An 18,248-nucleotide genomic window follows, 5' to 3' on the forward strand; every position below is an offset into this window, starting at 1 on the left:
CAAATCCATACAAAATGAAAAAGAACAATTTATTTTTACTCGCCGGTTTAGCCGCAGCACTTACTTTCAGCTCCTGCAAAAGCAATAATAAATCGGATGACGGGCCGGGAACGGATGTCAATGGCAGGTACATCATCTCCGGAGAATCCGCAACAGCCGAGGAAAGTAAAAACTATATCCTGAGCCTGGGCAACCTGACGGAAGGAAAAACAACGATCTTAGGAAACGGATTGGAAACCGCCGGAAGTACACTGGTATTTCAGAACAATAAAGTGTTTGTCTTCAAATACAACAGAGGTAATGATGGCGTAACAGAAGTATTCCAGCTGAATGGAAACGGTAAAATCGAAAAAATACAACAATTTGGGATCAAGTCGGTGAACGTGTTTCTCCCTTTAAAAGACCGTAAGGAAATCATCGTATTCAACGTAGCAAGAAACATCAAAACCCCTACCGGAAGAGGTTACCGCATCAGTACAGAAACCGGAAGAGTGATCAGCGATAAAGCCATTGATCAGAAAATCGTGTATGTAGATGGTAAAAACATCGAAGATCAGATGGCCCATATCCAGGGTGCTTTCCAGGTTGGCAACAGAATCTATATGGTTTTCCAGCCCATCAACGGTACTGCTGAAAACCAATGGGGTGGCAGTTATGGAAACCGGGCCTATGTTGCCATCTTCGACATGGAGCTGAACTTCATCAAAACGATCAGCGATAACCGTATGCCTTATATCGGAAGGTATTACGGAGGTATGGGACTGGCAGAAACGGAAAGTGGCGATGTATACACTTTCAGTAACGCGATTCCTGATGATGAAATGCCTGCAGGTGTTCGTTCAACCTTCCTTAAAATCAACAAAAACACGGAAGAATTCGACAAATCTTACTTTTTCAGAGTGGAAGACCTGACTGCAGGTTATAGAATTCAGCATGGTGAGTATGTTGGAAACAACAAATTTGTCCTGGCAATGATCAAAAGAGACGGTACCGGAGATAAAGCCAGAATTGGAGTAGCAGACGTACTGAACAAAACCTTTTCATGGGTGAGCGGAATGCCTGAAATCCCTGGAAATGACTACAGCATGCCTATGTTTGTAGAAAAAGGTACGGCATACATCTCTGTTCCTGAACGCGCTTCTGAATCGGTAATTTATGCGATCAACCCTTCAGACAATACGGCAAAAAGAGGTATTGTAGTAGAAGGCGTGTCGAATGTTGGCCATATCGGCAAACTGACTCCTGGTAACTAAACCAGATTATTTCATGTAAATAAAAAGACCAGGCATCAACCTGGTCTTTTTTTACGCCCTTGATTTCCTCTTTATCAAATGACCCGATCCTGACCAATTGATCATAAATCCGCAGCGTAAGGAAAGATAATTTCCTAAATTAGTTCATCAAATTAATCATGCAGATGAGTCAGGAAGCAAAACGCATTACTTCAGAAGGTTGGAAAAAATGGGGACCGTACGTCTCCAATCGTCAGTGGGGAACAGTCAGAGAGGATTATAGTGACAATGGTGATGCCTGGCAGTACAGCACACACGACATGGCGAGAAGTAAGGCCTGGCGATGGGGAGAAGAAGGTATTGGCGGCATTTCTGACGATAAACAGCTGTTGTGTTTTGCCCCTTCCTTCTGGAATGGGAAGGACAGCATCCTCAAAGAAGTATTGTATGGCCTCAGCAATACGGAAGGAAACCATGGTGAAGATGTAAAGGAGCTCTTTTATTACCTGGACTCCTCTCCCAGTCATTCCTATATGAAAATGCTGTACAAATATCCTCAACAGGCTTTTCCTTACGAAACGCTCCTTCAAGAGAACCGCCGTCGCAGCAAGGAAGATCCTGAATTTGAATTGATGGATACAGGCATTTTTGAGAACAATGAATACTTTGATATTTTCATCGAATACGCGAAATCGGCTCAGGAAGATATCCTGATTAAAATTACCGCATACAACCGCCATACGGAACCCGCTCCACTAACGGTGCTTCCCTCCCTCTGGTTTCGGAACAGGTGGTCCTGGGGTCATCACGAAAAAGATTTATCCATTTCCAAAATAAGTGACACCGCAGTTGCGGTCCGCCACCATACCTTAGGGGAATATTTTTTCTATTCGGAAAGCCCTTCAGAATGGTTGTTTACAGAGAACGAAAGCAATACCATCAGGCTGTACCAATATGATAACGGCAAAAGATACTTTAAAGATGCCTTCAACGACTATGTGGTCGATCAAATGAAGAAAGCGGTCAATCCGACTGGAACAGGAACTAAAGTCGCCGCCTATTGTCGTCTGGATATCCCCGCCGGAGAATCGGCAGTGTTGCAATTCAGGTTGTGCAAAGGCTCGCTTAATAAGCCTTTTTCTGATTTTAAAGAGCGCTTTGATCTCCGCAAAAAAGAAACAGATATTTTCTATCAGGACCTGCAAAAGAAAATGAAGTCGGCGGAAGAACAATTGATCCATCGCCAGGCTTTAGCAGGATTGCTCTGGAACAAGCAGTTTTACAATTACAGCGTGAGCCGCTGGCTGGAAGGCGATCCGGCCGGGATGCCGCCACCAGCAGGTCATCAGATTTCCCGCAACCTGAACTGGAAACACATCAACAATGCAGACATCATTTCCATGCCGGATAAATGGGAATTTCCATGGTATGCTTCCTGGGACCTCGGCTTTCATTGCCTTAGCCTGGCCCTGGTAGATCCTGATTTTGCCAAACAACAGCTTTCCATACTGACCAAGGAATGGTATATGCATCCGAACGGGCAATTGCCTGCATACGAGTGGAACTTTGATGACACCAACCCTCCTGTCCATGCCTGGGCAACATTCGAGGTCTATAAAATGGACAAACAACAAAACAATGGTAAGGGCGACCTGTTTTTTCTGGAATCGGTGTTTCAGAAATTACTGATCAACTTTACCTGGTGGGTAAACCGTAAGGATGATAAAGGAAGTAACATCTTTTCGGGAGGCTTTCTGGGTTTAGACAATATCGGAGTGTTTGACCGCAATACGAAACTCCCTTCCGGTGTACGCATAGAACAGGCAGATGGTACGAGTTGGATGGCCATGTATGCCCTCAATATGATGCAAATCTCACTGGAACTGGCAGTTCACAATAAGGTTTACGAAGATATGGCCTCCAAATTCTTTGAACATTTCCTATATATCGCAGGAGCGGTCATGAACATGATGGGAATTGCTGATACGGGACTATGGGATGAAGAAGATGGATTTTTCTATGATGAATTGTCTACGGATGATACGCATTCTATTAAGCTGAAACTCCGGAGCATGGTGGGACTTATCCCGCTGTTTGCAGTCGCAGTGATTAAAGATGAAACCTTAAAGAAACTTCCAAAATTCGCAGCCAGAATGCAGTGGTTTCTGGAACACCGTCAGGATCTGGCCTCTCTGGTTTCCCGGTGGACTGAAAAAGGAACGGATGATAAACATTTACTGAGTCTGCTTCGCGGTCACCGGATGAAACAAATCCTGAACCGAATGCTGGATGAAGCAGAGTTTTTAAGTGATTACGGAATCAGAAGCCTTTCTAAAAGCTATGAACAGCAACCTTATGTATTTCCAACAGAAAAGGAAGAGTTTGTGGTAAAATATGTCCCTGGAGAAAGCGATAGCGGAATGTTTGGTGGAAACAGCAACTGGCGGGGGCCGATATGGATGCCGGTCAATTTTCTGATCATTCAAAGCCTGCTTCGCTTCCATGATTATTACAGTGATGATTTTAAAGTAGAATATCCTAAGGGCTCCGGAAGCTTCCTGTCGCTCAAAGAGATTGCACTGGCACTTTCCCAGCGACTGATTGCCATATTTAAACCGGATGCAAACGGCAGACGCGCCTGTTTTGGAACGGACGAGAAAATGCAGACAGACCCACAGTTCAAAGACTATCTCTTGTTCAACGAGTATTTTCATGGCGACAATGGCAAGGGGCTCGGCGCAGCTCACCAAACGGGATGGACGGCATTAATCGCGAATCTTCTGGTCTCTGATCAGGATATTTTTTCTTAATTCCAAAAAGTAAACGCGGATAGCATGTTAGCAGAAACCTTTATCGAACTACTGAAACCTTACCAAAACAATACACTAATAATCAATGAATTGTGGGCTGAAATTAAAGTAAAACATTCAGATAAGAAAAGGCACTACCATACTTTAACACACCTTGAGCATTTGCTAAATGAGTTGTCGGCAGTTAAGGCCCGAATCAAAAACTGGGAGGTAGTCCTATTCAGCCTCTACTATCACGACATCGTTTACAATCCGCTTAAAGACAACAATGAAGAAAAAAGCGCTGAGCTTGCCGAAACCAGAATGCAAAGCATCGGTATCCCTGCCACATGGATTCATCAATGCAGCCTGCAGATTCTGGCTACCAAAAAACACCTCCCGGATACCAACGAAGACACCAATTACTTTACCGATGCTGATTTGTCGGTTTTAGGACAGGACTGGGATACCTATTCCGCTTACACCCAGGCCATCAGAAAGGAATATTCTATTTATCCAGACCTGATTTACAATCCAGGAAGGAAAAAGGTATTGCAGCATTTTTTAAAGATGGACCGCATTTACAAAACGGAATATTTTTACCAGCGACTGGAAGAAAGGGCAAAATCGAACCTTCAAAGGGAGCTGGAAGCGCTATAAACCTGGTTTTCAAAACCGCCATTACTCCTGTCCGTCTGATTTCTTTTTGAACAGATCCCCATATTTACTGATGAGCTTAGCCGCCTGCTCGGGAGCAATCAGAATATAGTTATCACCATGTAAATCCTGACGGAAATAACTGCTGTCTTCCGGCAAAGGGTATACTCCATAAGGAATCTTCGCCTCAGTCAAGGCCTCATTAATGATATTAATCAGCTTGTTATTCTCCCAGGCCTGCTCTTCCGTTGCAAGCTCTAGTTCATATTTCTTTTGACCACATTGAAAAGTAAGCACCAGCTTTTCCTGATCAGGCTGACCATTAACCGGAATGCGGGAATGGGCATAATCAGTCAGGTAGTCCTGATCTGTAGTTTGAAGTTCTTTTAATCTGGTGTTCAAATCGTATAGAAAACCTTCTACGGTGTTGCTCAATCCCGAAGTGAAGGCATTGGGAAGCTCCAACAGCATATTGGAAAGAGAAACCGGATTTCGTTCCCTCCAGGCAGCAACCAATTGTTCTCTGCTTTTCTTTTCCGTTTTTTTGAGGATTTGTTCTGCCAGGAAAAAATCAACAACATCTGCAATCTTGGTACGTGTTAAGCGCTCGTTGAGGTCATAATATTCCCATACCGCATAACTGTAATCGCCCGGACTACCATTGTAACAAACATCTGATTTACTGGCCAGATATACGTTTCTAACCAATTCTGCTTCTTTCTCTTTCAATAAAGTGAAGAATATCGTTTTGGGATAATTAGCCTCATATCCCGTGAACAAAGCCGCAGTGGTAAAATAAAAACGCCTCGGATCCAGCTGATCTTCCAGATAGTGATTAAGAAATTGAAAATTAGGGGCATTAATCCAACTTTCCAGATCCCTTTCTTTTATCATTTCTTTGTATAGGATGTCATTGATTTTTACATAGATATAAAACTGACGGTTGCCCGGAACTTCTGCCTGTATTTCGTCTTTTACCACATGAACTTCCAGGTCTGTATAGCGGAAATTCAGCAATGCCGCCGCTTTTTGCAAAACCAATTCATACAGCTTTTTTATCTTATCTGTGGGAATCTGACCATAATACTCCCTGGTGATAAAATCCAGCGGTTCTATCTCCTTTTCATAATCAAAAGACAGGTAGTTCTTCGTATGCAAGGCCAGGTCATTTATGTTTAAAAGAGTGGCCCGGCTATAGTTATCAATCAATTTTTTTCGTGCAGCCGGGTCTATAAAGCCGGTAGCAGTAAGGCTATCCAAAAGAGCAAGCTGCTGTTGTTTATAATAAGGGAATTTATCATGATAAATGATCAGTTTTCCGATATCATCCATCATTTTACGATGGCTTACAGAAGAAATAATGTTATTTCCATAGTAATGCTCCATCCGCATATCCTGAGCATCCAGCAAACCCGTTTTTTTAAACAAATCCAGCCATATTAAATAGGGTTTAGCCTGTTTAACCCGTTCTTCCTGCTGTACCTCCGTATCCTCAAAAGCAGAAACCTTAAATTCAACGGTGCTATCACTGAGAAGTGGTTTTATGGCCGGGCCAAAATATTCCCCAAACCCTTCAGCCAGCTTTTTTGTCGCCTCAGAACCCGATTGTTCATCCCGGTAATAAGCAGCGGCAGCATGAATAAAATTGAAAAGATCAGACCGGTTTGGAAAATTACCTGCCAGATAGCGCTGTTCTTTAAGCTCATATCCCTTTTCAAAGTCCTTTATTTTATTTAAAAGCGTATCAAAATGAGCAGGTGGAAAAATATTACGGCCTGGAAGGTCATCCCCATAATTTTTTTCGCTGATATTTTTATAAACCTGTAAAGGCTTCTTTTCCGAGAATCTGATCAGCTCATCCTTTCCTTTTTGACTCAGCAACTGCTGATCTTGCAGGGATTGTGCGATCTGGTTTACTTCAGTCACAGATAAGGGCTGCGCCAGCGCAAGGGAACACCACAACAGGAATAAGACAGACAGGGCTCCAAAACGTACAGATTTTCTAAAATTCATCATTAAAAATTATGCTTTCACAATTAGCGACAAGGATTGCACAGCAAATTAGCCAAATATTCTTTATTAGCTAAAGTAGGCGGTCAAAAGCTCCGGTTTTTTTTATTTCTTTGTGAAATATGAGATTCCTCCTCAAACAGTTTTATGCCCTGAAATGGACCGGGATCGGATGGGCTGCTCTGCTCCTTCTGATCTTAAATTCAGCCCCGGCTTTTAGTCAGCAAAACCAGCTGAACCGCATCACCTTAAACTGGAACTCATTTCGCAAAGTCAACAGTAATAACCGCCCCTATATTGCCTATACCGCTCACCAGACCAGACATAAATACCGCGCTACACAAAACGGAAAACATCTTTCGCTTCAGTTTGAAGTTGGGGTAACTTTAGACAGCTCGCAGACGATCATCGACCTCAGTAAACTAAAAAGCCTAGGCAATGCAGATAAAAAAGCATTGTTAAACCACGAGCAGGGGCATTCAGACCTGGCCGTTATTTACGGCAGAATCCTTTACCAGCGCTTATCCAGGAAAAATTACAGCATTGGCAATTTTAAAAAAGAGGTAAAAGTCATCTATGATGCGGTGATGAAAGAACTTGCCGGCAAAAACAGAACCTATGATATCGAGACCGAACATGGTCAGTATGCAGAACAACAGCAGAAATGGGATGTATACTTCAAAAAGGAACTCCTTAAAAATCCGGGATTAAGCCAATAAGGATTACAAATCCTTAGCTATGCAACAGCTGTTTCAATACCTGTTTATAGTTTTTCCCCAATGGCAGCTGCGTTCCATTTTTCAGGTATATCGTATTTCCTTCAATATAATGCACAAACTTTTTGTTCAGGATATAGGATTTATGAATCCGCACAAAGCTTTCTGCCGGCAGCTGACTTTCAAAACTACTCAATGTTCTTGGCGTCAGTAGAAAACCCTGCTCCTGCCAAACCTTCACATAATTACCCAGGCTCTCCAGGTAACACAATGCGTCCAGGCGAAGCAATACAAACTTCTTATCAGATTTAATATAAATCTCTTCGGCCTCATTAACAGCCACAGGCGCATGATTTTGAGCCAATGGCTGCGCATTATTTTTCAGGCTATGCTCTGCCAATGCCCGGTTTGCGGCTTTCAAAAAGCGATCAAAACGAAATGGCTTTAGCAAGTAATCACAAACGTCCAGGTCAAAACTCTCCAAAGCATGTTCTTCAAAAGCGGAAGTAATGATGATCAATGGCCTTTGTTGTAAAGTTCTCAAAAAGTCAAGCCCGTTCAATTTGGGCATACGGATATCAAGAAAGATCAGGTCTACCGCATTTCTGCTCAAAAACTCCAGCGCTTCGGTAGCCCGGTAACATTGTCCGCTGAGCTCCAGAAAGGAAACATCCGAAATGTATTTCAGGATCACCTCATGTGCCAGAGGTTCATCATCAACAATTAAACAGCGCAGGCTCATAACAGGTTCAGGTGTAATTCTGCCTTAAAAATAGAACTATTTATCTCTGTTTTCAGCACATGACGATCAGGATACAGTAAAGCCAGCCTTCTTTTCAGGTTAATCAAACCAATTCCCGAGGCTTTTTCCGGCTGTAGTTCAAATGAATTCTCACAGCTAAAATAAAGCAGCCCCTCCTTACACTTCAGCAGCAGGTTCAATTCCGCCGCTTCTTCTGCGGGCTCTATTCCATGCTTAAAGGCATTTTCTACAAAGATGATGAGTAATAAGGGTGCAATAGGCTGGTTTTCATCATCGATATCCACCAAGAAATTTAAGTTCAGCTTCTTCCTTAAACGGAGCTGTTGCAGCTGAATATAATCCTGAATATATTTTAGTTCTTCTCCGATACCCACCCAGTCTTCCTTTCCTCTGTAAATCACATAACGCATCAGTTCCGACAACCGGAGAATGCTTTCCGGTGCATCTTTAGATTGCTGCAGGCTCAGGGCATACAGATTGTTTAAGGTATTAAAAAAGAAATGCGGATTGAGCTGCTGCCTCAGCAGGTCCAGTTCGGTCTGTGTCTTTTCCTTTTCCAGAGAGATGATCTGGCTGTTTTGTCTTGCCCATTGCAGCGCCAGTACGATCGGCAGACTGATCACCATAATCCCCATCGCAGAAAAGGCATTCTCCATTTTAAAGGGATTGCTGGAAATGATTCCCCCCATAATGCTGTTGATGGGCAGGCTGATTAAAAACTGTCCGATCAGTGGATATAAAATGCCTACCGTTGCCAATACACTGAGCACATAGATGACCCTGCCCTGATTTTTCAATACCTTTGAAACCAAATAACGGCTATTGATATAAAAGAACAGGTAACCGCATAAATACATCAGCATAAACTGAATGCTAAAGCTCAGAAATGTTCCGAAATTACTAAAGATCAGCCGGAAGTTCAGTTCAAAATAAATCAGGAGGTAACCGTTTTTCAGGTACTCCGGCTTTTCAAGAGAGGAAACACCCATGGCCGCCAGAATCACCGAAACCAACACCAGGCTAATCAAAATGGCCCCATCCAGGTCCAACCTTTTTAACCACCTGACATGCTTTACCTGAAGCTGATAATATCGGTTTACCTCTAGTAAAACTTCAAGTATCAAACTGAACAGGCCGGTCATAAATATCGCCCCTTCAAAAATGCCCCAGGGTTTCAGCCAGATTAAAACACTGGTGGCGGCAGGCAAAAGCAAACAGAAACAAATCAGCCAGCACCAGATATACTGCTTTTTAGACAAATCCGCTTTAAGCACCGGCTTATACCAGGCAAAAACCAGCGCCGGCAACTGAGCCAGACTAAAGATAACAACGCCTTTAAAATAGCTATTCCAGCTGGAGTCAGCTTCTTCCAGATTGTAAAAAATGGCAATCCACAACACCAGGCCTATAAAAAATATGAATTCCTGATACCTGGCGAATGCGTCCTGCTTAACTGATAACTTAACCATAACCTATTAAAGAAGTATAAAGGAAAGTTGAAAATAGCGGACCAGCAAATCTTAATGACAAACGTCACGATTTTAGTGATGAAGGTAAAATAATGCGGATATCAGGAAATACCAGTCGTTCGTCACGCCACTGACCTCCTTCCTCATTTATAATTGAATCCTGTTTTTACCGCAGCTAATTTGCATCCAATTCATTCAAACCACATTTATGTACAGATTGCAAATCATCGGGCTCAGCAAGAGCTATAACAAAGGCATCAAAGCTTTAGATCAGGTTTCCCTTAACATTTCTAATGGTCTCTTCGGACTTCTGGGCCCGAATGGAGCAGGTAAATCTTCTTTAATGAGAACACTGGCCACCTTGCAGCAACCAGACAGCGGGCAGGTCTTATTTTCCGGAGTCGACATTCACCGGCATCCTCAGGAACTGCGCAGTCAGCTGGGATACCTGCCACAGGATTTCGGGGTTTATCCCCGGATTTCTGCGGAAGCACTCCTGGATCACCTGGCGCTGCTAAAAGGGCTGATTAACAAACGGGAAAGAACCCAGCAAGTGATGGCCTTATTACAACAAACCAATTTATACGAGGTCCGCAAACAGGCAGTAAGTACTTTTTCCGGAGGAATGAGGCAACGTTTCGGCATTGCCCAGGCATTACTTGGCAATCCCCAGCTGATCATTGTCGATGAACCTACCGCCGGACTGGATCCGCAGGAGCGGAACCGCTTTCATGACCTGCTGAGCGAGATTGGTGAACAGGTAGTGGTTTTGCTGTCTACACACATTGTAGAAGATGTGAAAGACCTCTGCCCGGAAATGGCGGTCATGGCACAGGGCAAAGTAATCCTTCAGGGAAAACCAGCAGATCTGACCGAAACCTTAAAAGGAAAAGTATGGCGCAAAACGGTATCCAGAGAAGTGTTAAAAGTTTACCAGTCTACCTTAAACATCATCTCCACCCGCAGTCTGACCGGCAAAACTCAAGTTCACGTGCTGGCAGAAAGTTGTCCGGACAGTGGCTTTGAGCCTTTCTATCCAGGTATGGAAGACGTTTATTTCTCCGCGTTATTCGGGACACAGAATCCGGGAAAGGAAGGCATTTCATGTTAAAAGATATGCTTTGGTTTGAGTTAAAGTATCACTTTAGCCAGATCACCTTTAAGATTGCTGCAGTGCTTTTTTTTGCAATGGGAATCCTATCCACAAAGGCCGGCTTCGGGAGCGATGAAATCCATAAAAACGCACCTTATGTAATCAGTACTATGGTGGGCCTGCTGGCCTTATTCTCTATTTTTGTAAGCACTCTGTTTTGCGCCAATGTCGTGCTGAGAGACAGCACCTATAAAATGGATTCCCTGTTATTTACCACAGGTATCAAACGCCTGCCTTATTTTACGGTAAGGCTCTCAGGACTGGTACTTGCCGTATTTATCATCCTGGCACTGGCAGTACTGGGACTGTTTACCGGCGCTCTGTTTCAGGAAGCGGAACAACTGGGGCCTTTTAAACCGGCTTACTTCATTCAGCCATTATTGATCATGGGCCTGCCAACAGTATTTCTGATCAGCAGTATTTTGTTTACTGCTGCCATCCTGAGCAGAAATGTAAAGATCATTTATGTCTGCGGGGTTTTACTTTATGTATTGTACCTGCTGGCTTCGATTCTCGGCAACTCCCCTTTAATCGCCAATTCAGCTCTAAAACTCACAGAGCCTGATCTCCTGACACTTTTAGCCGATCCTTTTGGTCTTGCCCCATATTTCAGGGAAACGCGCTCCTGGACCATCCTTCAGCGTAATGAACAGGTATTCGGATTAGAAGGAGATTTCCTGTTAAATCGCCTGGCATGGACCGGATTTGCCCTGTTGCTACTGGCCATCAGCTACCGATTCTTTAATTTCCGGGCATCTATTGCGTCTAAAACGGAGAAAGCGGTAAAACAGGAAAATACCTCTAAAAAAGAATGGTACAGAAAATACAAAGTGCAGACTACAGGAAAAAGCTATCACCTGGCCTCATTCTGCCAGCAACTGAAGCTGGAAACCGCTGCAGTGTTCAAGCACCTTCCCTTTTACCTGATGCTGCTGATCTGGGCTTTTCTGATGGGTGTGGAGATCAAAGACCGGCTTTTCAGCGGCTTCTATGACATCAATACCTATCCGGCTACGGAAGTCATTATCGGACAGCTGCTCAGCATACGTCCCGCCCTATTGCTGATCATATTTTATACCGCAGAACTCATTTGCAGGGAAAGAACAGTAAACATACAGTCGCTGGTCTACAGCAGCCCTGCTCCCAACCTGATCTTCTGGGCTTCCAAAGCCATGACCCTGGGCCTGATGATCCTGGCCCTGATCAGTCTTAATATTGGTATTGGCGTCACCACACAACTCTTCAATGGTAATTTCAACATAGACCTGCCGGCTTATCTGTCTCTGTATTATTATACCGGTTATCCCTTGTTTTTATTTGCATTGCTAGCTGTATTTATCCAGACACTAATCCCCAACAAATATCTGGGCATGATGCTCAACCTCTTTATTGCCGGGCTGATCAGCTTCAGCAGAAACATCGGCATAGAACATTACCTACTTCGTTATGCTTCCGTACCACGACTGGATTACTCCTATCTGACCGGCTATGGACATCATACCTATGCTTTTAACTGGTATATGATTTACTGGACAGCATTTGCTGCTATCCTTTCCCTGCTCAGCATTTGTATCTGGCAGAACTACCGGAAACACAGCTTTAGGGAACGTTTCAAATCTATTGTAAAAGGCTGGAACAAAACGGGCACATTCCTGCTCCTGCTCAGTTTGATCCTTTGGGTGGGTTCAGGGGCTTACATCTACTACCAGACCAATGTCCTGGGCAAGTATAAAAACATGCTGACCCAGGAAAACTGGCAATTGCGCTATGAAAAGAAATACAAGGCCGTGGACAGTCTTCCACAGCCTATGATCAAATCCATAAAAACACAAACAGACCTTTATCCTGAAGAACAAAAATACCGGGTAAAGGGCAGTTACATCCTGAAAAATGAAACGGGAAGCCCGATTTCAAAGATCTGGGTAAATATTGACCAGGAGGTCAGCACTGCGGAGATTGACATCCCGGGTTCAGAAAAGCTATTGCATGATGCCGAATTTGACCAATACCTGTTTGCTTTAAAGCAGCCGATATTGCCAGGAGCCAGCATGACCATGCGGTTTTCTATGGAGGTGATCCGTTCGGGCTTTACGCCTTTCAACGATGAAAATTCTGTGGTAAGCAACGGCAGCTATATCGAACTGGAAAAATACCTTCCTTCCTTTGGTTATAACAGCGGGAATGAAACGGATGATGCGGTTGCCAGGAAAAAAGCCGGACTTTCGGAAAAACCTCTGGCCCGAATTCCAGATCGGCAATACCATCTGGTCGATTACGAGAATACAATTTCGACCCTTGCCGATCAATACGTCGTAAGTCCGGGAACGCTGGTACAGCGATGGACCAAAGGCCGCAGAAACTATTTTCATTACAAAACAGCAGCTCCGATCAACTTCATGCTGGCTTTAAGTTCAGCATGCTATACCCAAAAGACAGAACAATTTAAGGGGATTGCCCTGAATGTATTTTATCAGGCCGGGCATGAATATAATGTCCCTGCAATTCTTCAGGGCATGAAGGATGCTCTCAGCTATGGCAACCAAAACTACAGCGCTTATCCTTTAAAGCAGCTCAGTTTTGCTGAAATCCCGCAGTACCGCGGTGCAGCTACAGCTTATCCGGGTGTGTTGTTCGGAGCAGAGCAACTCATCTTTCTGAGTGATTTCCGGGACCAGACCAAAGTAAATTATACCTATGCCACAACGGTTCATGAAACCGCACACCAATGGTGGGCAAATGCACTGTCTCCAGTCTATGGCCCGGGCGCTGCTTTCCTTACCGAATCACTGGCAAAATATACGGAAGCAGTGGTGGTCGAAAAACGATCCGGAAAGGCAAGGCTGAGTACGTACCTGAAAGCAGACAACGAGCTTTACTTCAACATGCGCTATAATTACAACGAGGAATTACCTGTGGCAGAAACCATTGATCAGGCTTTTGTACACTACCAAAAAGGAGGACTCAGCCTGTATGCCATTCGTGAAGCGATCGGAGAAGATCAGGTAAACGCTGCTTTGCGCAGGTTACTGAGCAAACATGGCGCTGGAAAAAGCAAGGCCTTCGCAAAAGACTTCCTGCAGGAATTGTATCAGGATGCTTCCCCGGATCAGATCAGGTTGATTGACGAACAGCTAAAGAAAGTAATTACTTATGCGCTAAAAATCAAAATATTAGGCTGCAAAGCACTAAACAAGGGGCAATACCAGGTTCAGCTACAGCTCAACATCGGGAAGAACGAGCTGCAAAATGGCAAAACCAAAGCCTTAGCCATCAATGATGACTTTGACATTGCCCTTTTTGATACGCAATCCAAACCTTACTACCTGCAGAAACACCATTTCCTCAAAAACGACAACCAGATCAGCATTATCCTGAACAAGAAACCTGTTTCAGCGGCAATCGATCCTTATGGCTATGTATTAGATGAAAATCAGGCAGACAACAAAGAGGTGTTTAAATAAAAATCGTGCCCCGGACCTGTCATAAGCCGGGGCGCGGTTATTAAACGCGCATTAAAAAGCAAAACAATTTGGCTAACTTTCGGGCTTTATAGCCCATGAGAACATTTTTAGCCCTATCCCTGACATTAATCTCCTTTACCTTTTCCGGTAAAGCGCAAAAATCCAGCACCGCTACCATCCGCCATTTCAGCGGGAAAATTGATCAATACCCGATAGAAATAACCATCAGCAGTTATGCTGAAAACGATTCTGTTGCAGGGAGCTATTATTACGTCAAAAGCGGCAGCAACCGTTATATTGACCTCAAAGGCACCTTAAAGAACAACATCCTTGACCTCACAGAAAGCACCTTTCAGGTCAAAAACAATAAACTCATCACCACCATATCCGGTCAGTTCAGCTTACAAATGAGCGCAGACTGGGGACTAAAAGGCATCTGGACCAATGTTAAAGGCGACAAGAAACTGAACGTCTCCTTAAACTGCCTGGAAAACAACCGCAGCTATAACCCTTTAAAAAACAAATACAAATTCCAGCAGTACACCATTAACAAATCAACGGTCAGCTATCCCAACTGGAAAATCGACAAGATAAAGGGCCTGGACATCTATAATGAGAAAGGAGTTTTAATTCAATCCTTAACCGGTTTTGACGAATTCATTTACGAAAGAAAAGCAGAAGTAGAACTCGAAGACCTGAACTTCGACGGCCTGCCCGACTTAAAAATCCAAACCTACCTGCCCGAACAGACCAAGGGTGATATCGCCTATCTCTATTTCCTCTACCACCCTGTTCAAAAGAAATACATCCGCAACCCTCAGCTTGAGGAGCTGGGCGTACTGAGTTTTGATGCCAAAAAGAAACTCGTCCTCAAAGATTATGCAGATGGCAGCGGAAACGAATCCACCCATACCTTCAAATGGCTCAACAACAAGATCTACCTGATCAAAACAGAAAGTATTTTTGAGAATGATGACCAAACACATTACGAAGAGTACCGGATTATCGGCAACAAATCTGTAAAAGTCAAATCCTACAAAAGCAAGGGTTAATAATTACGCTTGTTCTTTCCCCGTCTTTATGTAAATTTAAATTAATTGGCCAGACCAGGCCTAAAACCAAACATAAAGGAAACACATTTAAGGGCAATGAACAGAAGAATGCAGTTCAAAATAAAACAACTTGTCATCATCGTGATTTCATGGATGGCTATCGGTTTTATCATCGCTGTGTACGATCACCTCGTATTGCGTACCCATAGTGCCCAGGGCCCTGCTCCCGACTATTCCTTTCCAGTGGCCCTCGCCATCAATATGGGTGCCGGACTAATCGGAGCTTTACTGGGTGGCAGTTTTCTGGTCTTCTATATCAATGTCAGATACCAGGATAAGTCTTACGCTTATACCGTCATTGCAGTAACCGTTTCTTTCATTCTGATCATTATCCTCATCAATATTGTGTTAAGTCTGCTCGGCATTCCAGACTTGCTCCGGATGGCCAAAAACGGACTCGTATGGTCCATCATCGTGGCCATCACCCAGTTCTTAATTCAGATCAACAGTAAATTCGGACATGGCATCTTCTGGGACATCATCCGCGGAAAATACAATACCCCAAAAGAAGAACGCAGGATCTTCATGTTCCTCGATATCAATTCATCTACCACCATTGCCGAAAAGCTAGGCGATCAGAAATACCACGAATTGCTCAAAGACTTCTTCAGCGACATCACCAACCCCATTATCGACAATAAAGGAGAAATCTATCAATACGTGGGCGACGAGGTGGTCGTGGCCTGGAAATATGAAGATGGCATTCAAAACGGCAAATGCATCAATTGCTTTTTCGACATCAAAACACAGATCCACAACCTCCGCGAAAAATATATGAAGCGCTATGGTGTAGTCCCGGCATTCAAAGCCGGAATCCATTGTGGTCAGGTTATCGCCGGCGAGGTCGGGATTATCAAAAGAGACATCACCTATTCCGGCGATGTGCTCAATACCACTTCCAGGATCCAAAGCCTCTGTAAAGAGTTTAACCAGGAAATCATTGCCTCTGCTGACCTCATCACCGAACTCGGCATCACCAGCAATTACACTCTGCAAACCCTGGGCTCCATCAAACTGAGAGGTAAAGAAAAAGAAATGATGCTCGTTGCCCTGGCACCTATCCACTAAAAAAGCCACCCGAAGGCGGCCTTTTCTGATGTACTAAAACTAAAAAAAACTATTTGGACTTCTCCTTCAGGAGGCTCACTTCCTTCTTCAACAGCTCAATTTCTGCTTGTTGTTCTTTAATTGCCGCAACGAGTACCGGAATCAGGTTCTCTGTCTGCACTTCATTATACCTGGCAATTTTTGAATCGCTTTTTCCTGCAGGATAGCTTTTGGCGCTTTCATATACCATTGCCGGAAACTCAGGCTGGATGTTACTCGCTAAAAAACCGTACTGCTGACCAGCTGGCAATTTAAGGTAATTGTATTTTTTCGTATCGTATTTGAAAGTCACAGGCTCCAGCTTTTTTAACTGCTGCGTGGAATTCGCAATCTTGTCAATATTCACTTTTAACTCCTGTTCTTCAATTTTCTGTGCGTTTGCTGTTACTGCACAGGCGCTCAATAAAAGTCCCAATACAGAACCCTTAAATACTAAAGGATATTTCATATTTATTTAATTTAACTTGGTAAATGCTTTAATTCTGATGTTTGATGCCCTAACTTACAGGCGGTCGTCCGGAGGCGGATTACTCAGGGAAATATAGACCTTTACCGTATCCGGAAAGGCAAAAAGAGGATAGCCCTTTAATAGGCGCTGCGCAAAATCAGCTGCGGCAAGAGGTGCGATATATTCTTCATCCAGGCTTTCTATCGTTGCACCACGCTTCTGATCTTCATCAGGAACATCTTCTTCCTGGGCATCGGTGCTATGTACGACAGTAGTATGAGGATTAAAAGTAAGCGCATACAGCGAACCGCTCTTTACCAGGAGGAAAGAGATCAAGATCAGCAGGCCCGTTACTTTTTTAATCATAAGCGCTCAAATTTGCAAAAATACTCCAGAAAGTTAGTCATACTTCCTCCATTTTTACAATCTTAAGCTAAAACATTTTCAAAATTCAAACATAAAAAAAGGGTTCAGAATGAGGCCGTACCCCATCCTGAACCCTTCTGAATTATTTTAACCAATAGATTAAAAGATGTTTGCAACCAGCTGTAAAGTACCGGTTTTATGCTCCGGACTAAACATCGCCGTTGCAGAAACCGGCAGGTGATAGTTAAACAACACCAGGTCCTTATTATAAGTAAGCCCCGTATTCACCACATTCGGACGGTTTCCATAAAAATTCTTCTCTCTGCCAAAAGCAAAACCACCACCCACAAATACGTGCAGACTACTGTTTTCCTCATCCTTCCAGAGTAACTGATCCAGCTGTACGTAGTTTGAATAGGCATTGCCCAGCTTTCCATTACCCTTTACATAAGTATCTCTTCCCGCTACAATTGTATTCCAGCTCAGTGTTAGCGGCAGCTTAAAATCAAACTGATAAGCCAGTCCCACATCAATAAAATGGGATGTCGTTCCTTTTTTATAGTTAAACAGGTTTGCATTCGGGAAATCGCTGAAATTGTTGATGTCCCATACACTCAGCGTAAAACCTTTCTTCGTATAACTCATATAATAATCAAACTCCTTATAATTCCCGTTCAGGCTCGCCCCTCCCCAGAATCCTGCCTGAAAGCTTCCATCCTTAGATTTATAATGCAGGTCCACATCAGATATCGGCGCGTCCGACACTTTAAACCCCCTCCAGATGTATAAACTCCGAAGCTGCAGATTGGCATCAAAAGGTTTGTATTGTTTAATTGTTTTTGTGCTTTGATTCAGGGCGGTACTATCCTGTGCCCGAAGGCTCAAACCGGACAGTAACAGCAAAGCAATGGCTACCCCACTATTCTTTAACATGTTCATAGGTTTATTTTTGTTTTTCAGAAGAT

14 protein-coding genes are annotated in these 18,248 nt (G+C 43.6%); 8 read left to right on the plus strand and 6 right to left on the minus strand.

Annotation, left to right across the window (positions count from 1 at the left end; genetic code table 11):
• Positions 1 to 14: 14 nt before the first annotated feature.
• The 3 genes from BFS30_RS24965 to BFS30_RS24975 all read left to right on the plus strand — a co-directional run bounded on the left by BFS30_RS24965 (position 15) and on the right by BFS30_RS24975 (position 4,681).
• Positions 15 to 1,253, plus strand: coding sequence for a DUF4374 domain-containing protein (locus BFS30_RS24965; protein WP_069381787.1), 1,239 nt, complete (start codon positions 15 to 17; stop codon positions 1,251 to 1,253).
• 164 nt (positions 1,254 to 1,417) lie between these two features.
• The gene (locus tag BFS30_RS24970; protein WP_069382662.1) at positions 1,418 to 4,042 is read left to right on the plus strand and encodes an MGH1-like glycoside hydrolase domain-containing protein; all 2,625 of its coding nucleotides are present in this window, start codon (positions 1,418 to 1,420) and stop codon (positions 4,040 to 4,042) included.
• A 24-nt stretch (positions 4,043 to 4,066) separates the two neighbouring features.
• Positions 4,067 to 4,681: a hypothetical protein gene (locus BFS30_RS24975; protein ID WP_069381788.1), complete on the plus strand. Its 615-nt coding sequence runs from the start codon at positions 4,067 to 4,069 to the stop codon at positions 4,679 to 4,681.
• Between the two features lie 21 nt (positions 4,682 to 4,702).
• Here the strand turns inward: BFS30_RS24975 and BFS30_RS24980 are convergent, their stop codons facing one another.
• Positions 4,703 to 6,694 (minus strand): hypothetical protein, encoded by a 1,992-nt coding sequence (locus tag BFS30_RS24980; RefSeq protein WP_157263050.1) that lies wholly within the window; start codon positions 6,692 to 6,694, stop codon positions 4,703 to 4,705.
• Between the two features lie 116 nt (positions 6,695 to 6,810).
• On the opposite strand from BFS30_RS24980, the gene BFS30_RS24985 reads away from it, so the two are divergent.
• A complete protein-coding gene (locus tag BFS30_RS24985) occupies positions 6,811 to 7,407 on the plus strand; it encodes a DUF922 domain-containing protein (protein WP_069381790.1) in 597 nt (198 codons plus the stop codon).
• A gap of 13 nt (positions 7,408 to 7,420) precedes the next feature.
• Here the strand turns inward: BFS30_RS24985 and BFS30_RS24990 are convergent, their stop codons facing one another.
• Together BFS30_RS24990 and BFS30_RS27625 are read right to left on the minus strand one after the other, a co-directional pair.
• Positions 7,421 to 8,146: a LytR/AlgR family response regulator transcription factor gene (locus tag BFS30_RS24990; RefSeq protein ID WP_069381791.1), complete on the minus strand. Its 726-nt coding sequence runs from the start codon at positions 8,144 to 8,146 to the stop codon at positions 7,421 to 7,423.
• Positions 8,143 to 9,636 carry a sensor histidine kinase gene (locus BFS30_RS27625; RefSeq protein WP_083252233.1) on the minus strand — a complete coding sequence of 498 codons (1,494 nt, stop codon included), beginning with the start codon at positions 9,634 to 9,636 and terminating at the stop codon, positions 8,143 to 8,145. The genes BFS30_RS24990 and BFS30_RS27625 overlap by 4 nt, the downstream gene beginning before the upstream one ends.
• 208 nt (positions 9,637 to 9,844) lie before the next feature.
• Between BFS30_RS27625 and BFS30_RS25000 the strand changes: the two genes are divergently transcribed.
• The 4 genes from BFS30_RS25000 (at position 9,845) to BFS30_RS25015 (ending at position 16,430) form a co-directional block, all read left to right on the plus strand.
• On the plus strand, positions 9,845 to 10,747 hold the full coding sequence (locus tag BFS30_RS25000) for an ABC transporter ATP-binding protein (RefSeq protein WP_069381792.1): 903 nt from the start codon (positions 9,845 to 9,847) through the stop codon (positions 10,745 to 10,747).
• A gap of 5 nt (positions 10,748 to 10,752) precedes the next feature.
• The gene (locus BFS30_RS25005; protein ID WP_167353196.1) at positions 10,753 to 14,250 is read left to right on the plus strand and encodes an ABC transporter permease/M1 family aminopeptidase; all 3,498 of its coding nucleotides are present in this window, start codon (positions 10,753 to 10,755) and stop codon (positions 14,248 to 14,250) included.
• Positions 14,251 to 14,345: 95 nt separating this feature from the next.
• Positions 14,346 to 15,302 carry an XAC2610-related protein gene (locus BFS30_RS25010; protein WP_069381794.1) on the plus strand — a complete coding sequence of 319 codons (957 nt, stop codon included), beginning with the start codon at positions 14,346 to 14,348 and terminating at the stop codon, positions 15,300 to 15,302.
• A gap of 96 nt (positions 15,303 to 15,398) precedes the next feature.
• Positions 15,399 to 16,430: an adenylate/guanylate cyclase domain-containing protein gene (locus BFS30_RS25015; RefSeq protein ID WP_069381795.1), complete on the plus strand. Its 1,032-nt coding sequence runs from the start codon at positions 15,399 to 15,401 to the stop codon at positions 16,428 to 16,430.
• A gap of 49 nt (positions 16,431 to 16,479) precedes the next feature.
• Here BFS30_RS25015 and BFS30_RS25020 read toward each other — a convergent pair whose 3' ends face one another.
• The 3 genes from BFS30_RS25020 to BFS30_RS25030 all read right to left on the minus strand — a co-directional run bounded on the left by BFS30_RS25020 (position 16,480) and on the right by BFS30_RS25030 (position 18,216).
• Positions 16,480 to 16,917 carry a tail fiber domain-containing protein gene (locus BFS30_RS25020; RefSeq protein ID WP_069381796.1) on the minus strand — a complete coding sequence of 146 codons (438 nt, stop codon included), beginning with the start codon at positions 16,915 to 16,917 and terminating at the stop codon, positions 16,480 to 16,482.
• A 54-nt stretch (positions 16,918 to 16,971) separates the two neighbouring features.
• Complete coding sequence (locus BFS30_RS25025) at positions 16,972 to 17,283, minus strand: hypothetical protein (protein WP_069381797.1); 312 nt, start codon at positions 17,281 to 17,283, stop codon at positions 16,972 to 16,974.
• Between the two features lie 159 nt (positions 17,284 to 17,442).
• Complete coding sequence (locus tag BFS30_RS25030; RefSeq protein WP_208603009.1) at positions 17,443 to 18,216, minus strand: hypothetical protein; 774 nt, start codon at positions 18,214 to 18,216, stop codon at positions 17,443 to 17,445.
• Positions 18,217 to 18,248 lie beyond the last annotated feature (32 nt).

Origin of the sequence: Pedobacter steynii, from assembly GCF_001721645.1 — a bacterium.
Lineage (GTDB): Bacteria > Bacteroidota > Bacteroidia > Sphingobacteriales > Sphingobacteriaceae > Pedobacter > Pedobacter steynii_A.